The 21,355-nt window shown below is 60.0% G+C and carries 21 protein-coding genes; 9 read left to right on the top strand and 12 right to left on the bottom strand.

Annotated features, from left to right (window positions below; translation table 11 throughout):
* Positions 1-16: 16 nt before the first annotated feature.
* The 4 genes from P5706_RS05230 to P5706_RS05215 all read right to left on the bottom strand — a co-directional run bounded on the left by P5706_RS05230 (position 17) and on the right by P5706_RS05215 (position 3,420).
* Positions 17-910 carry an NAD-dependent epimerase/dehydratase family protein gene (locus P5706_RS05230; RefSeq protein ID WP_285678695.1) on the bottom strand — a complete coding sequence of 298 codons (894 nt, stop codon included), beginning with the start codon at positions 908-910 and terminating at the stop codon, positions 17-19.
* A gap of 103 nt (positions 911-1,013) precedes the next feature.
* Positions 1,014-1,910, bottom strand: coding sequence for a LysR family transcriptional regulator (locus P5706_RS05225; protein ID WP_285678694.1), 897 nt, complete (start codon positions 1,908-1,910; stop codon positions 1,014-1,016).
* Positions 1,911-1,940: 30 nt separating this feature from the next.
* Positions 1,941-2,531: an NADPH:quinone oxidoreductase MdaB gene (gene mdaB, locus P5706_RS05220; protein ID WP_200432524.1), complete on the bottom strand. Its 591-nt coding sequence runs from the start codon at positions 2,529-2,531 to the stop codon at positions 1,941-1,943.
* A 124-nt stretch (positions 2,532-2,655) separates the two neighbouring features.
* Positions 2,656-3,420: a sulfite exporter TauE/SafE family protein gene (locus P5706_RS05215; RefSeq protein ID WP_285678693.1), complete on the bottom strand. Its 765-nt coding sequence runs from the start codon at positions 3,418-3,420 to the stop codon at positions 2,656-2,658.
* A gap of 191 nt (positions 3,421-3,611) precedes the next feature.
* On the opposite strand from P5706_RS05215, the gene P5706_RS05210 reads away from it, so the two are divergent.
* Positions 3,612-4,502: a LysR family transcriptional regulator gene (locus P5706_RS05210; protein ID WP_200432522.1), complete on the top strand. Its 891-nt coding sequence runs from the start codon at positions 3,612-3,614 to the stop codon at positions 4,500-4,502.
* Here the strand turns inward: P5706_RS05210 and P5706_RS05205 are convergent.
* Both P5706_RS05205 and kynU read right to left on the bottom strand, forming a co-directional pair.
* Positions 4,448-5,854 carry an amino acid permease gene (locus tag P5706_RS05205; RefSeq protein WP_200432521.1) on the bottom strand — a complete coding sequence of 469 codons (1,407 nt, stop codon included), beginning with the start codon at positions 5,852-5,854 and terminating at the stop codon, positions 4,448-4,450. The genes P5706_RS05210 and P5706_RS05205 overlap by 55 nt on opposite strands.
* Positions 5,855-6,090: 236 nt before the next feature.
* Positions 6,091-7,341, bottom strand: coding sequence for a kynureninase (gene kynU / locus P5706_RS05200; protein ID WP_285678692.1), 1,251 nt, complete (start codon positions 7,339-7,341; stop codon positions 6,091-6,093).
* A 144-nt stretch (positions 7,342-7,485) separates the two neighbouring features.
* Here kynU and P5706_RS05195 point away from each other — a divergent pair, with 144 nt between their 5' ends.
* Complete coding sequence (locus P5706_RS05195) at positions 7,486-7,959, top strand: Lrp/AsnC family transcriptional regulator (RefSeq protein WP_003176072.1); 474 nt, start codon at positions 7,486-7,488, stop codon at positions 7,957-7,959.
* A 166-nt stretch (positions 7,960-8,125) separates the two neighbouring features.
* On the opposite strand, the gene catA is transcribed toward P5706_RS05195, so the two are convergent.
* From catA to P5706_RS05180, 3 genes are read right to left on the bottom strand one after another with little or no spacing between them, the layout of a single operon-like run.
* Positions 8,126-9,055 carry a catechol 1,2-dioxygenase gene (gene catA / locus P5706_RS05190; protein ID WP_285678691.1) on the bottom strand — a complete coding sequence of 310 codons (930 nt, stop codon included), beginning with the start codon at positions 9,053-9,055 and terminating at the stop codon, positions 8,126-8,128.
* Positions 9,056-9,096: 41 nt separating this feature from the next.
* Positions 9,097-9,387: a muconolactone Delta-isomerase gene (gene catC, locus P5706_RS05185; RefSeq protein WP_017137960.1), complete on the bottom strand. Its 291-nt coding sequence runs from the start codon at positions 9,385-9,387 to the stop codon at positions 9,097-9,099.
* Positions 9,388-9,399: 12 nt separating this feature from the next.
* Positions 9,400-10,527: a muconate cycloisomerase family protein gene (locus P5706_RS05180; protein WP_285678690.1), complete on the bottom strand. Its 1,128-nt coding sequence runs from the start codon at positions 10,525-10,527 to the stop codon at positions 9,400-9,402.
* A 114-nt stretch (positions 10,528-10,641) separates the two neighbouring features.
* On the opposite strand from P5706_RS05180, the gene P5706_RS05175 reads away from it, so the two are divergent.
* Positions 10,642-11,517 (top strand): LysR family transcriptional regulator, encoded by an 876-nt coding sequence (locus tag P5706_RS05175; protein ID WP_285678689.1) that lies wholly within the window; start codon positions 10,642-10,644, stop codon positions 11,515-11,517.
* A 133-nt stretch (positions 11,518-11,650) separates the two neighbouring features.
* Here the strand turns inward: P5706_RS05175 and P5706_RS05170 are convergent, their stop codons facing one another.
* On the bottom strand, positions 11,651-12,643 hold the full coding sequence (locus P5706_RS05170; protein WP_138813856.1) for an AraC family transcriptional regulator: 993 nt from the start codon (positions 12,641-12,643) through the stop codon (positions 11,651-11,653).
* A gap of 312 nt (positions 12,644-12,955) precedes the next feature.
* On the opposite strand from P5706_RS05170, the gene antA reads away from it, so the two are divergent.
* The 4 genes from antA to P5706_RS05150 all read left to right on the top strand — a co-directional run bounded on the left by antA (position 12,956) and on the right by P5706_RS05150 (position 17,584).
* A complete protein-coding gene (gene antA, locus P5706_RS05165) occupies positions 12,956-14,347 on the top strand; it encodes an anthranilate 1,2-dioxygenase large subunit (protein ID WP_285678688.1) in 1,392 nt (463 codons plus the stop codon).
* Entirely contained in the window at positions 14,347-14,838 is a 492-nt protein-coding gene (gene antB / locus P5706_RS05160; protein ID WP_285678687.1) for an anthranilate 1,2-dioxygenase small subunit, read from the top strand. Before antA ends, antB begins: the two co-directional genes overlap by 1 nt.
* A gap of 263 nt (positions 14,839-15,101) precedes the next feature.
* A complete protein-coding gene (gene antC, locus P5706_RS05155; protein WP_285678686.1) occupies positions 15,102-16,109 on the top strand; it encodes an anthranilate 1,2-dioxygenase electron transfer component AntC in 1,008 nt (335 codons plus the stop codon).
* A 71-nt stretch (positions 16,110-16,180) separates the two neighbouring features.
* Complete coding sequence (locus P5706_RS05150; RefSeq protein ID WP_200432512.1) at positions 16,181-17,584, top strand: amino acid permease; 1,404 nt, start codon at positions 16,181-16,183, stop codon at positions 17,582-17,584.
* Between the two features lie 177 nt (positions 17,585-17,761).
* Here P5706_RS05150 and kynA read toward each other — a convergent pair whose 3' ends face one another.
* Together kynA and kynB are read right to left on the bottom strand one after the other, a co-directional pair.
* Positions 17,762-18,619, bottom strand: a complete 858-nt coding sequence (gene kynA, locus P5706_RS05145; RefSeq protein ID WP_285678685.1) for a tryptophan 2,3-dioxygenase — start codon at positions 18,617-18,619, stop codon at positions 17,762-17,764.
* Positions 18,616-19,266 carry an arylformamidase gene (gene kynB / locus P5706_RS05140; protein WP_285678684.1) on the bottom strand — a complete coding sequence of 217 codons (651 nt, stop codon included), beginning with the start codon at positions 19,264-19,266 and terminating at the stop codon, positions 18,616-18,618. The genes kynA and kynB overlap by 4 nt, the downstream gene beginning before the upstream one ends.
* 373 nt (positions 19,267-19,639) lie before the next feature.
* Between kynB and P5706_RS05135 the strand changes: the two genes are divergently transcribed.
* Positions 19,640-19,984: a cupin domain-containing protein gene (locus P5706_RS05135; protein WP_003230905.1), complete on the top strand. Its 345-nt coding sequence runs from the start codon at positions 19,640-19,642 to the stop codon at positions 19,982-19,984.
* 105 nt (positions 19,985-20,089) lie between these two features.
* On the top strand, positions 20,090-21,340 hold the full coding sequence (locus P5706_RS05130; RefSeq protein WP_285678683.1) for an OprD family porin: 1,251 nt from the start codon (positions 20,090-20,092) through the stop codon (positions 21,338-21,340).
* Positions 21,341-21,355: the final 15 nt, after the last annotated feature.

Raw genomic sequence — 21,355 nt, 5'->3', positions numbered from 1 at the left:
CGGTACTAAGCGAACATCACACCATCTCGTGACGAATCCACTCCACCACCGACGTGCGCTTCGGCGCCCAGCCCAGCAATTCACGCGCATGTTTGCCACGCACCCGGCTGTTGGAACCCAGGCCATAGTTGGCCATTTCATAGCCCCACTCGGCCTCAGCCTCGGCCAATGGCCAGTCCTGCGGCTCACCCAGGTTCAGTGCCTGGGCAATCGCGGTGGTCATGTCGACAAACGCCGCTTCGCTGCTTTCCACAAAGTAGAAGGTGCCCGGGACGTTCTTGGTCAGCGCCAGCAGATACAGGGCCACCACATCTTCAATGTGCACGTTGGACCAGATGTTCTGGCCAGAGCCCACATGCCGCACCACACCACTTTTGCGTGCTTGCTTGAGCAAGCGCGGCAATTGCACGCTGTCACGTTTCACGCCCAGGCTGTGGCCGTAGATCAGGGTGTTGCAGATGACTGCCGAGTTCACGCCGTTTTTGGCGGCTGCCAGGATCAGGTTGTCGATGGCCACGCGCGCGGCCTTGTCGACGGTCGGCTCCGGCAGGTTGTCTTCAACGTAGATGACATCGCTGGCTTTGCCGCCCGACGCATCACCGACAATGCTCGAACCGCTGGTGTGCAGGAACGGCTTGTTCGAGCCTTTCAAGGCGGCCAGCAAGGTTTCGACGGCAGCGCGATGGTCGCTGCTGGCGGCATTGATCACCGCATCAGCTTTAGAAGCCTGCGCGGTCAACACGTCAGCGTCATCCAATGTGCCGATCACGGGCGTAATACCCAGGGCCGTCATTTCAGCCGCTTGCTCGGCGCTGCGCACCAGGCCGGTGACAGTGTGGCCGGCCTTGACCAGGCCGGTGGCGATGGAGCCGCCGATAAAACCTGCTGCGCCGGTGACGAATACGTTCATGGAGGTTGCTCCTGACTGGGTAAGTGATGGGCCCAGTATCAAGCAGTCATTTGCGCCGAATAAGCCCATGTTGCCCAATTCAATCTTGCGCACAGGTCACGAATCAGCAGGCATACCGCACAAGCTTGGTTTGAATGAAATCCAGGAAGCACTGGATGCGCAACGCCAACTGCGAGTTACGGTAGAACACCGCGTGGATCGGCTGGCGATAGCCGCTGTTGAAGGCTTCCAGTACCGGCACCAGGCGCCCGGCGTCGATGTCGGCGATGGTCATGAAGTTCGACAGGCAGCAAATGCCCTGCCCTTCCAGCGCCAATTGACGCACGGTTTCACCACTGGAAGCGGCAATGCTCGGCTGGATCAGCCAGCGGTCGCCTTCCACGTGGCGCAGCGGCCAGTGGTTGAGTGTCTCGGTCTGGGTAAAGCCCAGCAGCGTATGGTCGGCCAACTCGGCCACCGTCTTCGGCGTGCCGAACTGCTTGAGGTAGTCGGGGCTGGCGAGGATGTGCAGCGGTGTGCAGCCCAGTGCGCGTGCATGCAGGGTCGAGTCGGCCAGGGCGCCGATACGAATGGCAATGTCGGTGCTTTGCTCCAGCAGGTCGATGATCAGGTCGTCGCTGTTCAATTCCAGCTGGATATCCGGGTAGAGGCTGCGAAACTCGGCAATGTACGGCACGATCCCATGCAGCATGAACGGCACGGCCGCATTGATGCGCAGGCGCCCGGAAGGGTTCTTCTGGCGCGACGACAGGCGCTCTTCCAACTCGTCCATCTGCGCCAGGATCACCTTGGCCTGTTCGAAAAAATACTTGCCCTCTTCGGTCAGGTCCATGCGCCGCGTGGTGCGGTTGATCAGCGTGGTGTCGAGCTTGGCTTCCAGGCGCGACAAGGTGCGGCTGACCGCCGACGGCGTCTGCCCGACCTGCTCCGCAGCCGCCGAAATCGAGCCGCACTCAATCACGCTGACGAAGATCTGTAGCTCATCGGATCGGGCTTTCACAGGCTGTCCTCTTTATCGGTTGCAGGCAGCTTACACCGAGAAATTGAACACCTGCGCCAGATGCTGCTCGTAGCGCGCCACGTCGGCCTCGATGGCCGGGCGTTTCATCACGTCCACACACAGGAAGGTCGGCAGGCCGGTCATGCCGAGGAACTCGTTGGCCTTGTGGAACGGGAAGTACACAGCGTCCACGCCTTTGGCTTCGAAGAAGTCGGCAGGGTCGTCGAAGGCTTGCTGCGGTGCGTTCCAGGTCAGCGACAGCATGTATTGCTTGCCCTGGATCAGGCCGCCGCTGCCGTATTTCTGCGACGCATCCGAACGGGTGCGGCCATCGCTCGCGTACAGGCTGCCGTGGCCTTCGGTGAAGACTTCGTCGATGTACTTCTTGACGATCCACGGCGCACCCATCCACCAGCCGGGCATCTGGTAGATGATCACATCGGCCCAGAGGAACTTGGCGACTTCTTCGGCCACGTCGTAGCCTTCGTCGATATGGGTGACTTTGACGTCGATACCGGCACGGTCGAGCACGGCCACGGCGGCGTCGTGCAAGGTGCTGTTATAGCGGCCGTCAGAGTGGGCGAATTTTTTGCCGCCGTTGAGCAGGAGGACTTTTTTCATGGGAGGGATTCCAAAGGGTTAAAAATGGCTGCCGGCAGGCTATCGACATTCAACCCTTGGAATAAGCCGCAATGCGGCAAAATACATTTGACCAAAACGCACGAATAACAAGCCAACTATTGCTTTAACCGCCAACCAGCAGATGGCTGCCCAGCAGCGCCATGCCGATAAAGAACACCCGCTTGAACAGCACCGCACTGATGCGCTGGCGCACCACCTGGCCCAACCACATGCCCAACAGTGCGGGCACCAGTGCCAGCAACGAGGCGCTGACTTCGCCACCGCCCAATGTGCCACGCCAAGTCAGCGCAGCGGCCAACGCCAGTGTGGAAGCGGTGAACGCCAGCCCCAGCGCCTGCACCAACTGATCGCGGTTCAAACCCAGGGCTTGCAGATAGGGCACGGCCGGAATCACGAACACACCCGTAGCCGAAGTGATAAGGCCGGTGACCAGACCGCACAACGGGCCAAGCCAACGCTCGGTTCGAGGTTTCACCTTGAAGGTCGGCAAGAACAAGCCACTTAACGCGTACAGCAGCAAGGCGCCGCCTAATGCGCGCACCACCCAGTGCCCGCCGTCCATGCCCAGCCACAAAGTGCCGAGCCCGGTGCCGAGGACAATCAGCAGCAGCATTGGCCATAAGCGCTTGAGCAAGGCGCTCAAGTGGCCGCCGAAGGCCAGTTGCCAGAGGTTGGTGACCGTTGAAGGGATGATCAGTAAAGCAGCAGCCTGCGCCGGGAGCATAGCCAGGCCGAGCATGCCCATGGCCACGGTGGGCAGGCCCAGGCCGATCACGCCTTTGACCGTGCCGGCCAGCAGGAAGGTGCCGATTACCAGCAGGGTCAGGGCTGGGCCGAGGTTTTGGTAGAACGTCAGGAAGGTAGTCATGGGGGTAATTGTGTGGCGTTAAAGCGATTATGGAAATTCGCCATATACTGAGGCAGCCTCTTGTTTTGTGTGAGGCTGGAATAGCTATCGCAGGCAAGCCAGCTCCCACATTTCACTGTGTTCACAAAGCAAAAGGTGGGAGCTGGCTTGCCAGCGATAAGGCCAGTGAAGTCACTCGAGAACCCTCAGCCATGCACTTTGACCTGATCGACCTGCGCCTCTACCTGCACACCCTCGACACCGGCAACATCACCGCCGGCGCGGCGCGCAGCCACTTGTCCCTGGCCGCCGCCAGCGCGCGCATCCGCGCGATGGAAGCATCACTGGGCATCGAGCTACTCGAACGTAACCGTCGTGGCGTCACCCCGACACCCGCCGGCAAAGCCTTGGCCCGTCACGCCCGCCTGCTGTTGCAACAGGCCGAGCACCTGCAACAAGACCTGGCCGAATACGCCAAGGGCATCAAAGGCCAGGTGCGCTTGCTGTGCAACACCACCGCCCTGAGCGAATACCTGCCGGAGTTGCTGGCGGATTTTCTGCGCGAACACCCCAACCTCGATATCGACCTGCAAGAGCTGCCGAGCCTGCGCATTACCCAAGCCTTGCGCCAGGGCACAGCAGACCTGGGGATTATCTCCGATGCGGTGGACACCCACGGCTTGCAGACCCTGCCGTTTCGCGATGACCCGCTGGTGCTGATCATGCCCCTCGATCATCCGTTGGCGACGGCGAATTTCATCGACAGCCTGCAATACGATTACGTCGGCCTGACCGCCCACAGCGCCCTCTCGGTGTACCTGGAAGAACAGGCGCTGCACGCAGGCTTTCGCCTGCAAACCCGCATTCGCGCCGAGGGTTTTGATGGGCTGATCCGCATGGTCGCCGGCGGCGCCGGCCTGGGTATCGTGCCCCAGGCCGCCTTGGAGCGCTGGCCAATGGAAAATCGCCTTAAGGCCCAACCACTGAGCGAAGATTGGGCCTGCCGCAAACTGCTGTTATGCGCCCGCTCCTTCGAGCAATTACCGGGTTACGCCAAAGCCTTGTTCGACGCCTTGGCCCTGCCCTTGCGGAAAAACCCGTAATACACCGCCGACAGAATCAGCAGAAATGGCACGCCAAACACCAGCGTCATCTTGAATGCCTCGGTGAAGTACGTGGTGATCATCACCGCCCCCATCAGCACCAGGCCCAGCAGTGTGCTGTAGGGAAACAGGCGCAGCTGGAACGACAGCTTCGGCCCGCCATGGCGCTTGCGATAACGGCGGAAAAACAGGTGCGTGAGGAAGATCATGAACCATGTGAAGATCGCGCCAAACATCGAAATCGCCATCATCAAGGTGAACGAGCTTTCCGGGTACACCACGTTCAGTAAGGTCGCCAGGGCAATCCCGGAGCTGGACAGCAGCAACGCATTCAGCGGAATGCCGCTCTTGCTCAAGGCACCCATGGACTTGGGCGCAAAACCTGCACGCGACAGGCTGAACATCATGCGCGTGGTGATATAGAGCTGGCTGTTCATCGCCGACAACGCCGCGATCAGGATCACGAAGTTCATCACCCCGGTGGCGCCGGGAATGCCGATGGTCTGCATCACCGTGACAAACGGGCTCTGGGTCTGGCCGGCCTGGTTCCACGGCACGATGGCAAGCATCAGCGCGAGCGTCAGCAGGTAAAACACCACCAACCGCACGATGGTGGCGCGAAAGGCTTTCTTCACCGCCTGCTCGGGGTCGGCGGCTTCACCGGCGGCCACCGCGATCATTTCCACGCTTAGATAACTGAAGATCGACACGATCACCGCGATCCACATGCCGCTCAACCCATGCGGAAAAAACCCGTCGTGGGCCGTGTAGTTCTGCACGCCATAGTCAGGGTTACCGGAGCCGAACACCACGTACACCGCGAGGATGATGAAGCCCACGATCGCGGTGATCTTGATGGTCGAGAACCAGTATTCGAAGTTGCCGAAGGTCTTTACGCTGATGGCATTGAGCAAAATCAGCACACTGGAAAACGACACGATCCACACCCACTCCGGCACGTTGGCGAACCAGTACTTCATGTACATCGCCACCGCCGTGACCTCGGCGCCCACTGCCAGCACAATCGCCGCCCAGTAGGCATAACGCACCAGAAACCCGGCCAGCGGGCTGATGTAGAACTCGGCATAGGCGCCGAACGAGCCCGAGGTGGAGTGCGCCACGGTCATCTCCGCCAGGCAGCCCATCAGTAATAAGGTGATCAACGCGCCGATGGCGTAACTCACCAGCACACTCGGCCCGGCATAACCGATGGCGTAGGCGCTGCCCATGAACAGCCCGGTGCCGATGGCGCCACCGATGGCGATCATGCTCATCTGGCCGGAAGTGAGCTGGCGCCTCAGGCCCAGTTCGCGATGGGTGATCTCTGCAAAGCCGTTGTCTGGCGTGGTCACGTGGCGTGCCCCTTTATTATTGTGATGGTTATGGCTGGCGCTGAACCTTGTGGGAGCTGGCTTGTTGTGGCGAGGGAGCTTGCTCCCGTTGGACTGCGTAGCAGTCCCATTTTTGGGGCCGCTTCGCGCCCCAGCGGGAGCAAGCTCCCTCGCCACAGGTCGCTGGTTGTCAGTTCTAGCTTTTAGCTGACTGGCATTAGGGCTTGCCAGCTCCCACATTTTGATTCGTGTTGTACTTAGGTGACGCTGTTGCGCACTTTGAATTGCGGCTGGTCCCAGGTGGCGTTATCGAGGATTTCGCCAAGGATCTCTACAGCATCAAATACCTCGGTAAAGCTTGTGTACAACGGCGTAAACCCAAAGCGCATGATGCGCGGCTCACGGTAATCGCCGATCACGCCACGGGCGATCAAGGCCTGGATCACCGCATAACCTTCAGGGTGTTCGAAACTCACGTGACTGCCGCGCTTGGCATGCTCACGCGGCGTAATCAGCACCAGGCCGTGGGCGGCGCAACGGGCTTCGACCAGCGCGATAAACAGGTCGGTCAAGGCCAGGGATTTGCTGCGCAGGCTGGCCATGTCGGTCTGGGCAAAAATCTCCAGGCCGCATTCGACCATCGCCAACGACGTGATCGGTTGGGTGCCGCACAGGTAACGCGCGATGCCGGCGCTTGGCGCGTAGTGAGCTTCCATGGCGAACTGGCGCGTGTGGCCAAACCAACCCGATAGCGGCTGGCGCACCACATCCACCAAGGCCGGGTTGACCCACACAAACGCCTGCGAACCCGGCCCGCCATTCAGGTACTTGTAGGTGCAGCCAATCGCATAGTCGGCACTGGCTTGATGCAGATCAATGGGCACCGCGCCCGCCGAATGCGCCAGGTCCCAGATGCTCAGCGCGCCACATTCGTGGCTCAAGGCGGTGAGCGCCTGCATGTCGTACATGTAGCCGGTCTTGTAATTGACGTGGGTGAGCATCACCACCGCCACGTCCTGGTCGATGGCTTGGGGCAGTTCGTCCGGGCTGTTGACCAGCCGCAGGGAATAGCCCTGTTGCAGCAACTCGGTCAGGCCTTCGGCGATGTACAGATCGGTGGGAAAGTTACTCGCCTCGCTGACAATCACCTTGCGTGCAGGCTCGCGTTGGCGCTGAACACTCAAGGCGGCGCTGAGCACCTTGAACAGGTTGATCGAGGTGGTATCAGTGATCACCACTTCACCGTCACGCGCGCCGATCAGCGGCGCCAAGCGGTTACCCAGGCGTTGGGACAAATCCGCCCAACCAGCGCTGTTCCAACTGCGAATCAAGCCATTGCCCCACTCCTCGGCGATCACCTGCTGGGCGCGCGCCAACGCCGCCACCGGGCGGGCACCAAGGGAGTTGCCGTCGAGGTAGATCACGCCTGCGGGCAAGGCAAACTGCTGACGCAGTGGCGCCAGCGGGTCCTGGGCGTCGAGGGCTTGGCAGTGGCTTCGGGTGGTCATGGGTCGTCCTGATTTTTATAAGTAAAGATGGACCAAATAATGAACGAAGTTTTAGAGAATTTTCGTGCAAAGTGGTGGGTAACAGGCTAATTAAGCTGTAGGAAATTCGAATTTAACCCCAAAACACGCGGATTTATTCTAAGCATGATTCTCGACGCCACCGACCTGCGCCTCCTGCATTTTTTGCAACAGGATGGGCGCATCAGTAACCAGGAACTGGCGGAAAAAGTCGCCCTCTCGCCCTCCGCCTGCCTGCGCCGTTTGCGCCTGCTGGAGAGCGAAGGAATCATCAGCGGCTACCGCGCCGTGTTGAATGCCGAACAGTTGGGGATTGAACTGGAGGCCATCGTGCACCTGTCGTTGCGCCAGGATGTGGAGGACTGGCACGAGACCTTTATCAAGAAGGTTCAAGGCTGGCCAGAGGTGGCCAGTGCCTATGTGATCACCGGCGCCAGCAACTATGTGTTGCGCGTGCAGGCGCGCAACCTCAAGCACTTTTCCGACTTTATCGTGAACCACCTGAATCGCACGGCCGGGGTGATGGATATTCGTTCGGAGATTGTGTTGCAGAAGATCAAGGACCGGGATGAGGTGCTGGACTTGGTGGTGCGCAAATAACCGCAACACTACAAACCCTGTGGGAGCTGGCTTGTTGTGGCGAGGGAGCTTGCTCCCGTACGACAGCGCAGCTGGAGCCGGCTTTTTGGGGGCGCTTCGCACCCCAGCGCAAGCAAGCTTGCTCGCCACAACAAGCCAGCTCCCACATTTTTTTGACCGCGTTTAATCAGTCTTCGAGGGCGCGGACTCGCTGCATGCGTTTTTGCTCTACCGGCGCATCTGCCAGTTGCAACTCAAAGTCAAAATCAATCTGCGCAAACCGCCCTTGCACCCCAAACTCCCGCGCCAATTGCTGATCGTCACTAAAGCGAATCTCGGCGATCAACTCATCGCGCGTCGCGTAGGCAAAATCATCATGCAGGTACGGGTCGTCCGACAGGTTGATCTGCGTGGTGAGGTGCCGGTGCCCCGGTGCCGAGATGAAGAAGTGAATATGCGCCGGCCGCTGCCCGTGGCGACCCAACTGGTCGAGCAACTGCTGAGTCGGCCCGGTCGGCGGGCAACCGTAGCCCGACGGCACGATGCTGCGGAACCGGTAGTTGCCCTGGGCATCGGTCTCAATGCGCCGACGCAGGTTGAACTCCGATTGCGTTGGGTCAAACCACGAATAGGTGCCACCCGTGTTGGCCTGCCACACATCCACAATCGCACCCGCCAACGGCTTGCCATCGGTGTCGCGCACTTGCCCGCGCATAAACAGCGGCACTGCGTCGTCCTTGCCATCGTCCAGCCGCGCTTCGTATTGGCTCAGCGGCGCGCCGGCCACGTACAGCGGGCCTTCGATGGTGCGTGGCGTACCGCCGGATTTGCCGGCCTCTTCGTCCGCAGCGTCCATCAGCAAGTCCAGGTAATGCTCCAGGCCCAAGCCGGCAGCCAGCAAACCCGCCTCCTGATTTTTACCCAATTCATTGAGGTAATTGACCGCCTTCCAGAACTCTTCCGGGGTCACTTCCAGGTCTTCGATGATGTTTACCGTATCGCGCAGGATCCGGTAGATCAGCGCCTTGGTGCGCGGGTTGCCGCCGTCGTTATGGTTGCCGCTGGCTTCTTCGAGAAACGCCTGGGCATGGGCAGTCTGGGACAGTCGGATGAACATGGTGCAGTCCTCATCTTGTAATTATTGGGTGCAAAACAGGCTTAACGGTCGTCCTCATGGATCGACGAAGGGTGGCGGCACAGGGCGTTCACTTCGATGGCCATGTAGGGAAAAAGCGGCAGTTGCATCAGCAGGTCGTGCAGGTCTTGCACGCTGTCGACGTCGAACACGCTGTAGTTGGCGTAGTGCCCGGCGATTCGCCACAAGTGGCGCCATTTGCCCTCCTGTTGCAGGCGCTGCGCCAGGGCTTTCTCCTCGGCCTTGAGGGTGGCGGCGCGCTCGGGGTTCATGTCCAGCGGCAGGTTCACGGTCATTTTTACGTGGAACAACATGGCAGGCGCCTCTTAGTGTGTGTCACGACGCAAGAACGCCAAGCATTCTTCATCGATGGCCAGGCCCAGGCCCGGTGCGGTGGAGACATGCAGCTCGAAATCGCGGTACACCGGCGGTTCGGTGAGGATGTCTTCGGTGAGCAGCAGCGGGCCGAACAGTTCGGTACCCCACGCCAGCGTGTTCAGCGTAAGAAAGGCATGCGCCGACGCCAATGTGCCGATGCCGCCTTCGAGCATGGTGCCGCCGTACAAGCCGATGCCCGCCGCCTCGGCAATCGCGGCGGTGCGCAACACCGCACGTGGGCCGCCGTTTTTGGCGATCTTGAGCGCGAACACTGAAGCCGCGCCTTCGCGGGCCAGGTTGAAGGCGTCCTCCACACATTCGATGGATTCATCCGCCATGATCGGCGCCGGGCTAGACAAGTTGAGTCGGGCCATGCCGCCACGGTTATTGCGCGAAATCGGCTGCTCGATCAGGTCGATGCCGTTATCGCCCAGCACCTTGCAGGCGCGCAGGGCCACGGCTTCGTCCCAGGCCTGGTTGACGTCGACACGCACGCTGGCGCGCTCGCCCAGGGCTTTTTTGATCGCGATCACATGGGCCAGGTCGCGGCTGACCTCACCGGCGCCGATCTTCAACTTGAAGATACGGTGGCGGCGCAGGTCGAGCATCTTTTCGGCCTCGGCGATGTCCTGTTCGGTGTTGCCGCTGGCCAAGGTCCAGGCCACCGGCAAGGCGTCACGTACACGCCCGCCGAGCAGTTCGCTCACCGGCAGGTTCAGGCGTTTGCCCAGTGCATCGAGCAAGGCGCTTTCGATGCCGGATTTGGCAAAGGTATTGCCGCGAATGCTGCGCTCCAGGCGCAACATGGCCGCGTTGATATTGCTCGCGTCCTGGCCGATCAGCAGCGGCGCGAAGTGACGGTCAATGTTGACCTTGATGCTGTCCGGGCTTTCGTTGCCGTAGCTCAAACCGCCGATGGTGGTGGACTCGCCGATACCTTCGATGCCGTCGGCGCAACGCAGGCGGATGATCACCAACGTCTGGTTTTGCATGGTGTGCATCGCCAGCTTGTGCGGGCGAATGGTGGGGAGGTCGACGATGATGGTCTCGATCGACTCGATGGCGCAAATCGGCATGGCTATACCCGTTGGGTTCTTTATAGATTTGAGCCGATTCTGTGCCGTATTCTTGGAGGCATCCAATATAGAATGGGTCTCGCACGATACCCTCAAGGTATGAAAGGAGCCGTCATGGAACTGCGTCATCTGCGCTATTTCCAGGTGCTGGGTGAGACCCTCAACTTCACCCGCGCCGCCGTTCGCCTGCACATCGCCCAGCCGCCATTGAGCCGGCAGATCCAGCAACTGGAAGATGAACTGGGCGTGATTCTGCTGGAGCGCGGCCGCCCGTTGCGGCTGACCGAGGCCGGGCGGTATTTCTATGAGCACGCCAATGTGCTGCTGGAACAACTGGCCAAGGTCTGCGACACCACGCGGCGCATTGGCCAGGGCGAAAAGACCTGGCTGGGCATCGGCTTTGCGCCATCGACCCTGTACGGCGTGCTGCCGGAGTTGATTCGGCGGCTGCGCAACCATGAGGCGCTGGAGCTGGAGTTGGGCTTGTCGGAGATGACCACCTTGCAGCAAGTCGAAGCACTCAAGGCCGGGCGTATTGATGTGGGCTTCGGGCGCATTCGCATCGACGACCCGGCCATCGTCCAGCGCGTGCTGGTGGAGGACCGACTGGTGGCCGTATTGCCCGCCGGCCACCCGTTGCTCGGCACGCCCGCCACCCTCGCGCAATTGGCCGCGGAGCCGTTTGTGCTCTACCCCGGCAACCCGCGCCCCAGTTATGCCGACCATGTGATTGCGCTGTTCGACGCCCATGGTTTGAGCCTCAAGGTGGCGCAGTGGACCAACGAGTTGCAGACGGCGATCGGGCTGGTGGGCGCGGGAATGGGCGTGACGCTGGTGCCGGCCTCGGTGCAGGTGTTGCACCGGGCGGACATCGGCTACACGCCGATTGTGGAAGCCACTGCGACCTCGCCGATTATCCTGAGCCGGCGAGTGAATGATCAGTCGCCAGGGCTGAGTCATTGTTTGCAGTTGGTTGAGGAGTTGATCTGAAACCCTCCAAACACCGCAATTCCCCTGTGGGAGCTGGCTTGCCTGCGATAGCGGTGGGTCAGTTAACCAGGATGCCAACGGGTCCACCGCTATCGCAGGCAAGCCAGCTCCCACATTTGAATACTCTTTGATTTCAGAGACTGCGCAGGCGCTTGCGTTGCAGGGTTTGGCTGGGGGATTCATCGAAGAGTTTGCGGTACTCCGCCGAAAACCGTCCCAAGTGGGTAAAGCCCCAGCCCAGCGCGATCTCGGAGATGGTGCGGATTGAACCGTGCTCAAGGATTTCCTGGCGCACGACACCCAGCCGGTACTTCTTCAAATACGCCATCGGCGACAGCGCAAAGTATTTACGAAACGCATCAAACAGCTTGAACCGCGACACACCGGCAGCGGCTTCCAGATCCTCTAAATGCACGGCTTCGCGCGCGTTGTCATGGATGTATTGCCGCGCCCGAATCAGGTAATGCGGCAGCTTCACACCCAGCACGTCGCGCAATTCTTCTGAATAGTTGTTCGGCTGGGCCAGGATCAAACCCTTGATCAACGAGCTTTCCAGATCCCGCGTAAACGCCGCCTGCTCATACAACTCGCTGCTGCACTCAAGCTCGGCAATAAAGTAGCGCGCCATGCGCCACCACGACGCAGAAGCGCCGTCCACGGCATCCATCACCGACTCAAAACGCAGTGGCGCTTCAATCGGCCGTTGCAGCAACCCTTCCAGCGACTCACTCATCGCCGCCCGCGTAATCACCACCTGCAATTTGCGACAATCACCGGATATCGCCAGTACCTGATGCTCGTTAGGCGACAAAATCACGCCTTGGTCACGGTTGGAGCTCAAGCGCTCGCCGTTCTTGCTCAATTCCTGCTCGCCCACCAAGGGCAGGCTCAGGCTGTAGCTGCTGAAGTGCTCGGCATCTTCGATATCAATGGTCACGTCAGTGCCGTACTCGATCACGCCCAAGGTGGTGGCGCGGGACTTGAACACATTGGCGCTGTGGTGAAAACGCAGGCGCTCAGGAGTAGACGTCGCCAGGCGATGCGGCCCGCAGATGCCGGACATCCAGCTGCAGGCGCCTTCGAGGTCGAAGCGTTGAATATGGATTTCGCGTGTATGGCTACTCATCAGGGGCACCCACGGCGGTTAGGCGGTTGCGCGCTCTGGCGGCGCGTCGTTGGCAATCGACAGCAAGTTCTACGCCACGCCCGCCTGAATGCAACGGGGTGGATAGCAAGCGTCGACTATGTGGATAAGCCGCAGGCATTTGCGACCTTCCCTTGGTATGACAGTAGCGCATGGCGTCACCTGGGCGCACTGAACTGGGTATTTGCTGCCCAATTTTGCGGCCTGCCTTCACCCATTAAGCGGATAGCCCGCGCACTGCCCCACTGCCTCTAATACCCCACCGATTAGCCCCTATCAAAAAAGGTGCCTCCCATGAGTGGTGCAAGAAGCGTCGAGCAGTGGAAAACGTTTATCGAAGGTTGCCTGGACTTTCGGCCTGTGGATGAAGTGTTTCGCATCGCCCGCGACATGTTCACCGAGCCCGAACTGTTTGATCTGGAGATGGAACTGATCTTCGAAAAAAACTGGATCTACGCCTGCCACGAAAGCGAACTGGCCAATAACCACGACTTCGTGACCATGCGCGCCGGGCGCCAGCCGATGATCATCACACGCGACGGTGAAGGCCAACTCAATGCGCTGATCAACGCCTGCCAGCATCGCGGCACCACACTGACCCGCGTCGGCAAGGGCAACCAATCGACCTTTACCTGCCCGTTCCACGCCTGGTGCTACAAGAGCGACGGCCGGCTGGTGAAGGTCAAGGCGCCGGGCGAATACCCGGAAGGTTTCGACAAAGCCACACGCGGCCTGAAAAAGGCTCGTATCGAAAGCTACAAGGGCTTTGTGTTCATCAGCCTCAATGTGCAAGGCAGCGACAGCCTGGAAGACTTCCTCGGTGACGCCAAAGTGTTCTTCGACATGATGGTCGCGCAGTCCGCCACCGGTGAGCTGGAAGTGCTGCCGGGCAAATCCGCCTACACCTACGACGGCAACTGGAAACTGCAAAACGAAAACGGCCTGGACGGTTATCACGTCAGCACCGTGCACTACAACTACGTGGCCACGGTGCAGCATCGCCAGCAGGTGAATAGCGAAAACGGCAACGGCTCCGCCAGCACCCTGGACTACAGCAAGCTCGGCGCCGGCGACGCAAATACCGATGACGGCTGGTTCGCCTTCAACAACGGCCATAGTGTGTTGTTCAGCGACATGCCCAACCCCAGCGTGCGCTCGGGCTACGCCACCATCATGCCGCGCCTGGTGGATGAACACGGCCAGCAGAAAGCCGAGTGGATGATGCACCGCCTGCGCAACCTGAACATCTACCCGAGCCTGTTTTTCCTCGACCAGATCAGCTCGCAGCTGCGGATTATCCGCCCGGTGGCGTGGAACAAGACCGAGATCATCAGCCAGTGCCTGGGCGTGAAAAACGAGTCGGACGCCGACCGTGAAAACCGCATTCGCCAGTTCGAGGATTTCTTCAACGTGTCGGGCATGGGCACGCCGGATGATCTGGTGGAATTTCGCGAAGCCCAGCGCGGTTTCCAGGGCCGCCTGGAGCGCTGGAGCGATATCTCACGGGGCAGCCATCGCTGGGAAACCGGGCCCACGCCGAACAGCGAAGCCATCGGCATTCAACCGGCCATGACCGGCACCGAATTTACCCACGAAGGCCTGTATGTGAACCAGCATCGCAACTGGCAGCAATTTCTGCTCAAAGGCCTGGACCAGCAAGCGCTGAGACTGCGGGAGGTGAAGTGATGGATGCCCAATTGCAGTACCGGATCGAACAATTTTTCTACCGTAAATCCGAGCTGTGCGACGCCCAGGACTGGGATGCGTACGTGCAGCTGTTCGACCCGCAGAGCGAGTTTCACCTGCCGCAATGGGACTCGGAACACATCTACACCCGCGACCCCAAACGCGAGATGTCGCTGATCTACTACGCCAACCGTTCGGGCCTGGAAGACCGCGTGTTCCGTTTGCGCACCGGCAAGGCGGCGTCGGCTACACCGATGCCGCGCACCTTGCACTTGATCAACAACGTGCGGATCGCCGAGCAGGCTGACGGCACGCTGGAGGTGAAGCTGAACTGGCATACGCTGTTTTATCGCCTGGCCACGTCGGAGCAGTTTTACGGGCCTGCCACTTACCACCTCAAGCCGAATGGGGACAGCTGGCTGATTACCCGCAAGCACGCACTGTTGCTCAACGACACCATCAACTCGGTGCTGGATTTTTATCACTTGTAGCAGAGAACTTTTGTGACAAACACCGTCCTGTGGCGAGCGGGCTTGCCCCGCGTTGGGGCGCGAAGCGGCCCCTGGTTCAGGCACTGCGGTTTGACTGGATAAATGCGGTGACTTTATTGGGGCTGCTTCGCAGCCCAACGCGGGGCAAGCCCGCTCGCCACAACAACCCAGCTCCCCACAACAAGCCCAGTCACCACAACAAGCCCGGTCGCCACAAAAGCTCACGGGGCAGGCACAAAAATCAGATACGCGGAGTTATGCGGATGAATCACAAAGTGGCCTTCAGTTTTGCCGACGGCAAGACCCTGTTTTTCCCGGTAGGCGCGAATGAAATCCTGCTGGATGCGGCATTGCGCAACGGCATCAAGATCCCGCTCGATTGCCGTGAGGGCGTGTGTGGCACCTGCCAGGGCCGTTGCGAGTCCGGCGATTACACCCAGGATTATGTCGACGACGAAGCCCTCTCCAGCCTCGACCTCAAGCAACGCAAGATGCTTAGTTGCCAGACGCGGGTGCAGTCCGACGCTACGTTCTACTTCGATTTTGATTCAAGCCTGTGCAATGCGCCAGGGCCGGTGCAGGTGCGCGGCAAGGTCAGCGAAGTGCAGCAGGTGTCGGCCAGCACGGCGATTTTGCAGGTGACCCTGGACAACCCGCTGGACTTCCTCCCCGGCCAATACGCCCGCCTGGCGGTGCCTGGCACCGACAGTTGGCGTTCGTACTCCTTCGCCAACCGGCCGGGTAGTCAACTGCAGTTTCTGCTGCGGCTGTTGCCCGATGGCGTCATGAGCAACTACCTGCGCGAGCGCTGCCAGGTCGGTGATGAAATGCTGATGGAGGCGCCATTGGGTGCCTTCTACCTCCGGCATGTGACCCGGCCGCTGATCCTGGTGGCCGGCGGCACTGGCCTGTCGGCCTTGCTGGGCATGCTCGATGAGCTGGCTGCCAACGGCTGCAACCAGCCGATCCACTTGTATTACGGCGTGCGTGGGGCCGAGGACTTGTGTGAAGCAACTCGCATCCAAGCCTATACAGCGAAAATCCCCGGTTTGCGCTACACCGAAGTGCTCAGCGCCCCGTCACCCGAATGGCCGGGCAAACGTGGTTACCTCACCGAGCATTTCGACCTGGCCGAATTACGGGACGGTTCGGCGGATATGTACGTGTGCGGGCCCCCTCCAATGGTCGAATCCATTCAACAATGGCTGGCGGATCAGGCACTTGATGGCGTTCAGCTGTATTACGAAAAGTTTACGCAGAGTAATATCTGACCCTCAGCAGTTCTGAGGGGTTGATGCGGCGTGCACTCACCCTCAAGAAAAACAAGTAGAAGGGAATGTTAATGGCGGATGACATGGTTAACCCGGTGGGCCTCAAGCGTGGCCTGAAGAACCGGCACATTCAGCTGATCGCCTTGGGAGGGGCGATTGGCACAGGGTTGTTCCTTGGCTCGGCCGGGGTGCTCAAGTCGGCGGGGCCGTCGATGATCCTGGGCTACGCGATTGCCGGTTTCATCGCGTTCCTGATCATGCGCCAGCTTGGCGAGATGATCGTCGAAGAGCCGGTGGCCGGCTCCTTCAGCCACTTCGCGCACAAATACTGGGGCGGCTACGCCGGCTTCCTGGCCGGCTGGAACTACTGGGTACTTTACGTACTGGTAGGCATGGCCGAACTGACCGCCGTGGGCAAATACATCCAGTTCTGGTGGCCGGAGATTCCGACCTGGGTCAGTGCGCTGGTGTTCTTTGTCGCGGTCAACCTGATCAACACCCTCAACGTGAAGTTCTTCGGTGAAGCCGAGTTCTGGTTCGCGATCATCAAGGTGGTGGCGATTGTCGGCATGATCGTGCTCGGCTGCTACCTGCTGTTCAGCGGCACCGGCGGCCCGCAAGCCTCGGTGAGCAACCTGTGGAGCCACGGCGGGTTCTTCCCCAATGGCGGCATGGGGTTGTTGATGTCGATGGCCTTCATCATGTTCTCGTTCGGCGGCCTGGAGTTGGTGGGCATTACGGCCGCCGAGGCCAGCGAGCCGCGCAAAGTGATCCCCAAGGCGATCAACCAGGTGGTGTACCGCATCCTGATTTTCTACGTCGGTGCACTGACCGTGCTGCTGTCGCTGTACCCGTGGGATCAACTGCTGCAAACCCTCGGCGCGTCGGGCGATGCCTACAGCGGCAGCCCGTTTGTGCAGATCTTCTCGCTGATCGGTAACGACACCGCCGCGCACATCCTCAACTTCGTGGTGCTGACCGCGGCGCTGTCGGTGTACAACAGCGGCGTGTACTGCAACAGCCGCATGCTGTTCGGCCTGGCCGAGCAAGGCGATGCGCCCAAGGCGCTGATGAAGCTCAACAAGCAAGGCGTGCCGATTCGCGCCCTGGCCATTTCGGCCTTGGTGACGATGCTGTGCGTGGTGGTCAACTACGTCGCGCCGCACAGTGCGCTGGAACTGCTGTTTGCGCTGGTGGTTGCCTCGCTGATGATCAACTGGGCGTTGATCAGCCTCACCCATATCAAGTTCCGCAAGGCCATGGGCGAGCAAGGCGTGACGCCGTCGTTCAAGACCTTCTGGTTCCCGTTCAGCAACTACCTGTGCCTGGCGTTCATGGTGATGATCATCAGCGTGATGCTGGCGATTCCAGGGATTAACAACTCGGTGTATGCGATGCCGGTTTGGGTGGGGATTATCTACATTGCCTACCGGTTGCGGATTAGAAAAAGCAGCGCGGTAGTGAACGCACGGTGATCCCTGTGGGAGCCGGGCTTGCCCGCGATGGCGGTGGGTCAGTCAGTGGATCGGCTGGCTGACACACCGCTATCGCAGGCAAGCCAGCTCCCACATGAAGCGGACGCAGAGCGTCCAAAGCGGCATTCCCACGCAGAGCGTGGGAACGATCAGCCCCGGGATTCCGGGGCTTTTTGTTTAGAGCGTGGAACGCACTCGCCACAGTTCCGGGAACAACACCGTGTCGAGCATCTTGCGCAGGTAACCCACGCCCTCCGTGCCACCGGTGCCGGGCTGGAAGCCAATGATGCGCTCCACCGTGGTCACATGCCGAAAGCGCCACTGGCGGAATGAGTCTTCCAGGTCGATAAACTTCTCGGCCAACTGGTACAAATCCCAATACCGACTCGGGTCGCGATACACCTCGCGCCACGCCGCCTCCACCGACTCATCATGAACCGTGGCTGCCGTCGGGTCGCGTTCGGCGCGTTTGGGGTCAATCGCCAAACCCGCTTTAATCATCAAATTGATCGCCTCGTCATACAACGACGGCGTGGCAATCGCCACTTTCAACTCATTCAACAACTCTGGCCGATGCGCGTGCGGGCGCAACAGCGCTGCGCTTTTATTGCCGAGGATAAATTCGATCTCGCGGTACTGGAACGACTGGAACCCCGAGGACTGCCCCAGGAACGGGCGAATCGCCTTGTATTCCGACGGCGTCATGGTTGCCAGCACCGCCCAGGCATGCACCAGTTGATCGAAGATCCGCGACACCCGCGCGAGCATCTTGAAGGCCGGCGGCAACTCGCCCAGGCGCACGTGTTCGCGAGCGGCCTTGAGTTCGTGGAGCATCAGCTTCATCCACAGCTCCGAGGTCTGGTGCTGGATGATAAAGAGCATTTCATTGTGATCGGGCGACAGCGGGTGCTGGGCGCTGAGGACTTTGCCCAGGTCCAGGTAGTCGCCATAGCTCATGGACTCGGAAAAATTCAGTTCGGCGTTATGCCATTCTTCCGGGGGTTGGTAATCGGCAGAGAAAGGACACTGGCTCATCGCGTGGGCTCCTTGAGCGGGCGGAGAATGGCACGGACGGGGCTGGCGTCCAGGTTGGCAAAGCGCAGCGGCAGTGCGATCAACTCATAGTCGCCCTCCGGCACGTCATCGAGCACGATGCCTTCGAGAATCGCCATGCCATGGCGGGCCACGGCGTTGTGCGAATCCATGGTCTTGGACTGCTGCGGGTCCAGCGACGGTGTGTCGATACCGATCAGGCGCACGCCAAGGCTGGCGAGCAGCTCAATGGTTTGCGGGGCGATGGCGGTAAAATTCGAATCCCACTCGGTCAGCGGCGCTTGTGGATAAGTGCGTAGCAGCACGCGCTCAGGCAAGTTATCCACACGCCCTTGCAATTGATGCGGCTGCACCAGCGCGCCGCTGCCCAGGCAATGCAACACCCGGCACTGGCCCATGTACACATCCAGCGACACCTCGCCGATCGGCGCACCGTCGGCGCTGTAATGCAGCGGCGCATCCACGTGGGCGCCGGTGTGCGGCGAAAACGTCACGCGCCCCACATTCACCGGGCACTCGGGGCCAAACTGCCATACGCGCTCTTCCTGGAACGGCGTATCGCCCGGCCAGGTCGGCGTCGCCGTGCTCAAGGGCGGGCTGATATCCCACCACGTTTTTATTGGGTTCATTGCAAGGCTCTCACTCGTTCTTGGGTGAATGATACGAGGGCCAGCCGTGCATTTTCTTGCGAAATCCAGCGCAGGGCGGGAAATCTTTCGCAGTTACTGCGAGGAAATCGCTGTTTACCGCACAAACCTATCACTCAAGAGCGCCTCCTTTCCCTGTGGGAGCCGGGCTTGCCCGCGATAGCTGCGGCACAGCTTGCATCTCCGGCACCTGACACTCCGCTATCGCGGGCAAGCCCGCTCCCACATGAGCTGCTCTGTGTCAGAGGAATCGCATTTGGCTGCGCTTCTGGGCATCCCGATGTCGAGTTCAGACCACTGGCACAACGCCCAAGGCCTTAGGGTGGGCCCTTCCCTTCCCTGCCTCGGAGCCATCATGTCCAAGCCCATCACCGTACTGCGTGACACCCACCCGCTACCTGTCCTGGATGCCTGCAAGTGGGAAAAGCTCGAAGGCGACCCGCACACCGTTAACCTCAACGCCTACACCAGCGAAGACGGCAGCAAGATCATGGGCACTTGGATCTGCACACCGGGCAAGTGGTACGTGGAATACGTGAAGTGGGAATACTGCCATTTCCAGGAAGGCTACTGCGTAATCACGCCCGAAGGCATGGAGCCGATTCACCTGCGGGCTGGGGATATCTTTGTGGTGGAGCCCGGCATGAAGGGCACGTGGGAGGTGGTCGAGACCGTGCGTAAGTATTTTGTATTTGCATAAGTCAGATCAGACAAAACCCTGGCTAACTTCAGCTTAGTCCTAGCGTGAGGCCCAATCCCTTAAAGCACCCTGCGATGAGTCCTCTCTCTCACGCAGGGTGTCTAAGTGAACGTTCTGACCAAAATATGCGCGCTGAATATCTGTGTTTTTCTCGCACCCTCTGCCTTTGCTGATTTCATCAACGACAGCACCGGCAAGCTGGAACTGAAAAATTTCTATTACAACCGTGACTATCGCGACCCCGATGCCACGCAATCCAAGCGCGAGGAGTGGGCACAAGGTTTTGCCTTGCAAATTGAGTCGGGGTTTACCGAAGGCACCGTGGGCGTGGGGATCGACGTGCTGGCGATGGCGGGGTTCAAGCTCGACTCGAGCGCCAGCCGCACCCGCACCGGCCTGCTGCCCGTGCGTGAGTCCGGTAAAGCCGAAGATAGCTACGGCGAGATAGGCATAACAGCCAAATTCAGGGCTTCGCAAAGCACGCTGAAAATCGGCACCCTGGCCCCGCCGCCACTGCCGATCCTGGAAAAGAACCTGGGCACGCTGCAACCGCAATACTTCAAGGGCATGCACCTGCGCTCGCAAGAGTTGCAAGACCTGACCCTGGATGTGGGCAGAATTACCCACGTTAACCAAGGCAACTCCACCAACTTTGAAGCCTTGGGTGTCGGCACGGGTTCACGCAAAAACATTGTTGTGCGGGGCAAGAACCAATCAACTGCATTCGACTTTGCCGGCGGCAGTTACGCCTTCAGCAAACACCTCACCGCCAGTTACTACCGCAGCGCGCTGGATGACCTCTACACCCAACACGCGGCCACCGTTCAACACACCTACCCAGTGGCAGAGAACCAGAGCCTGAAAAGCGAACTGCGCTACTCGCGCTCCGCCGACAACGGTAATACCAACATTGACAACACCATGTGGGGCGCCGCACTGAGCTACTCACTGGGCTCACATAAGTGGACCGGCGCCTATCAGACCATGGCCGGCAAAACCGGGTATGCGTCACTCAGAGGCAGTTTCTCTTCGGTGTTTAATTTTTTCCAATACAGCGACTTCGCCAATAAAGATGAAAAATCCTGGCAGGCTCGCTACGACTACGATTTCACCGCACTGGGCGTTCCCGGCCTGTCGATGTTTACGCGCTATGGCTCAGGCAGCAACGTCGACCGCGGCCCTGGGCGCTCGGATGGCCGCGAGTGGGAGCGGGATATCGATGTGACTTATGCATTCCAGAACCCGACCCTGAAAAACGTCAAGGTACGCCTGCGTAATGCGATGGTGCGCTCCAATTTTGAGCGCAATATCGATGAAAACCGCTTGATCGTGAGCTACGAACGGCCTCTGTGGTAACCACTGGCAAAAACC

This window comes from Pseudomonas sp. ChxA (assembly GCF_030263855.1).
Classification (GTDB): domain Bacteria; phylum Pseudomonadota; class Gammaproteobacteria; order Pseudomonadales; family Pseudomonadaceae; genus Aquipseudomonas; species Aquipseudomonas fluorescens_CB.
This window is presented reverse-complemented; position numbering and strand designations above follow the sequence as displayed.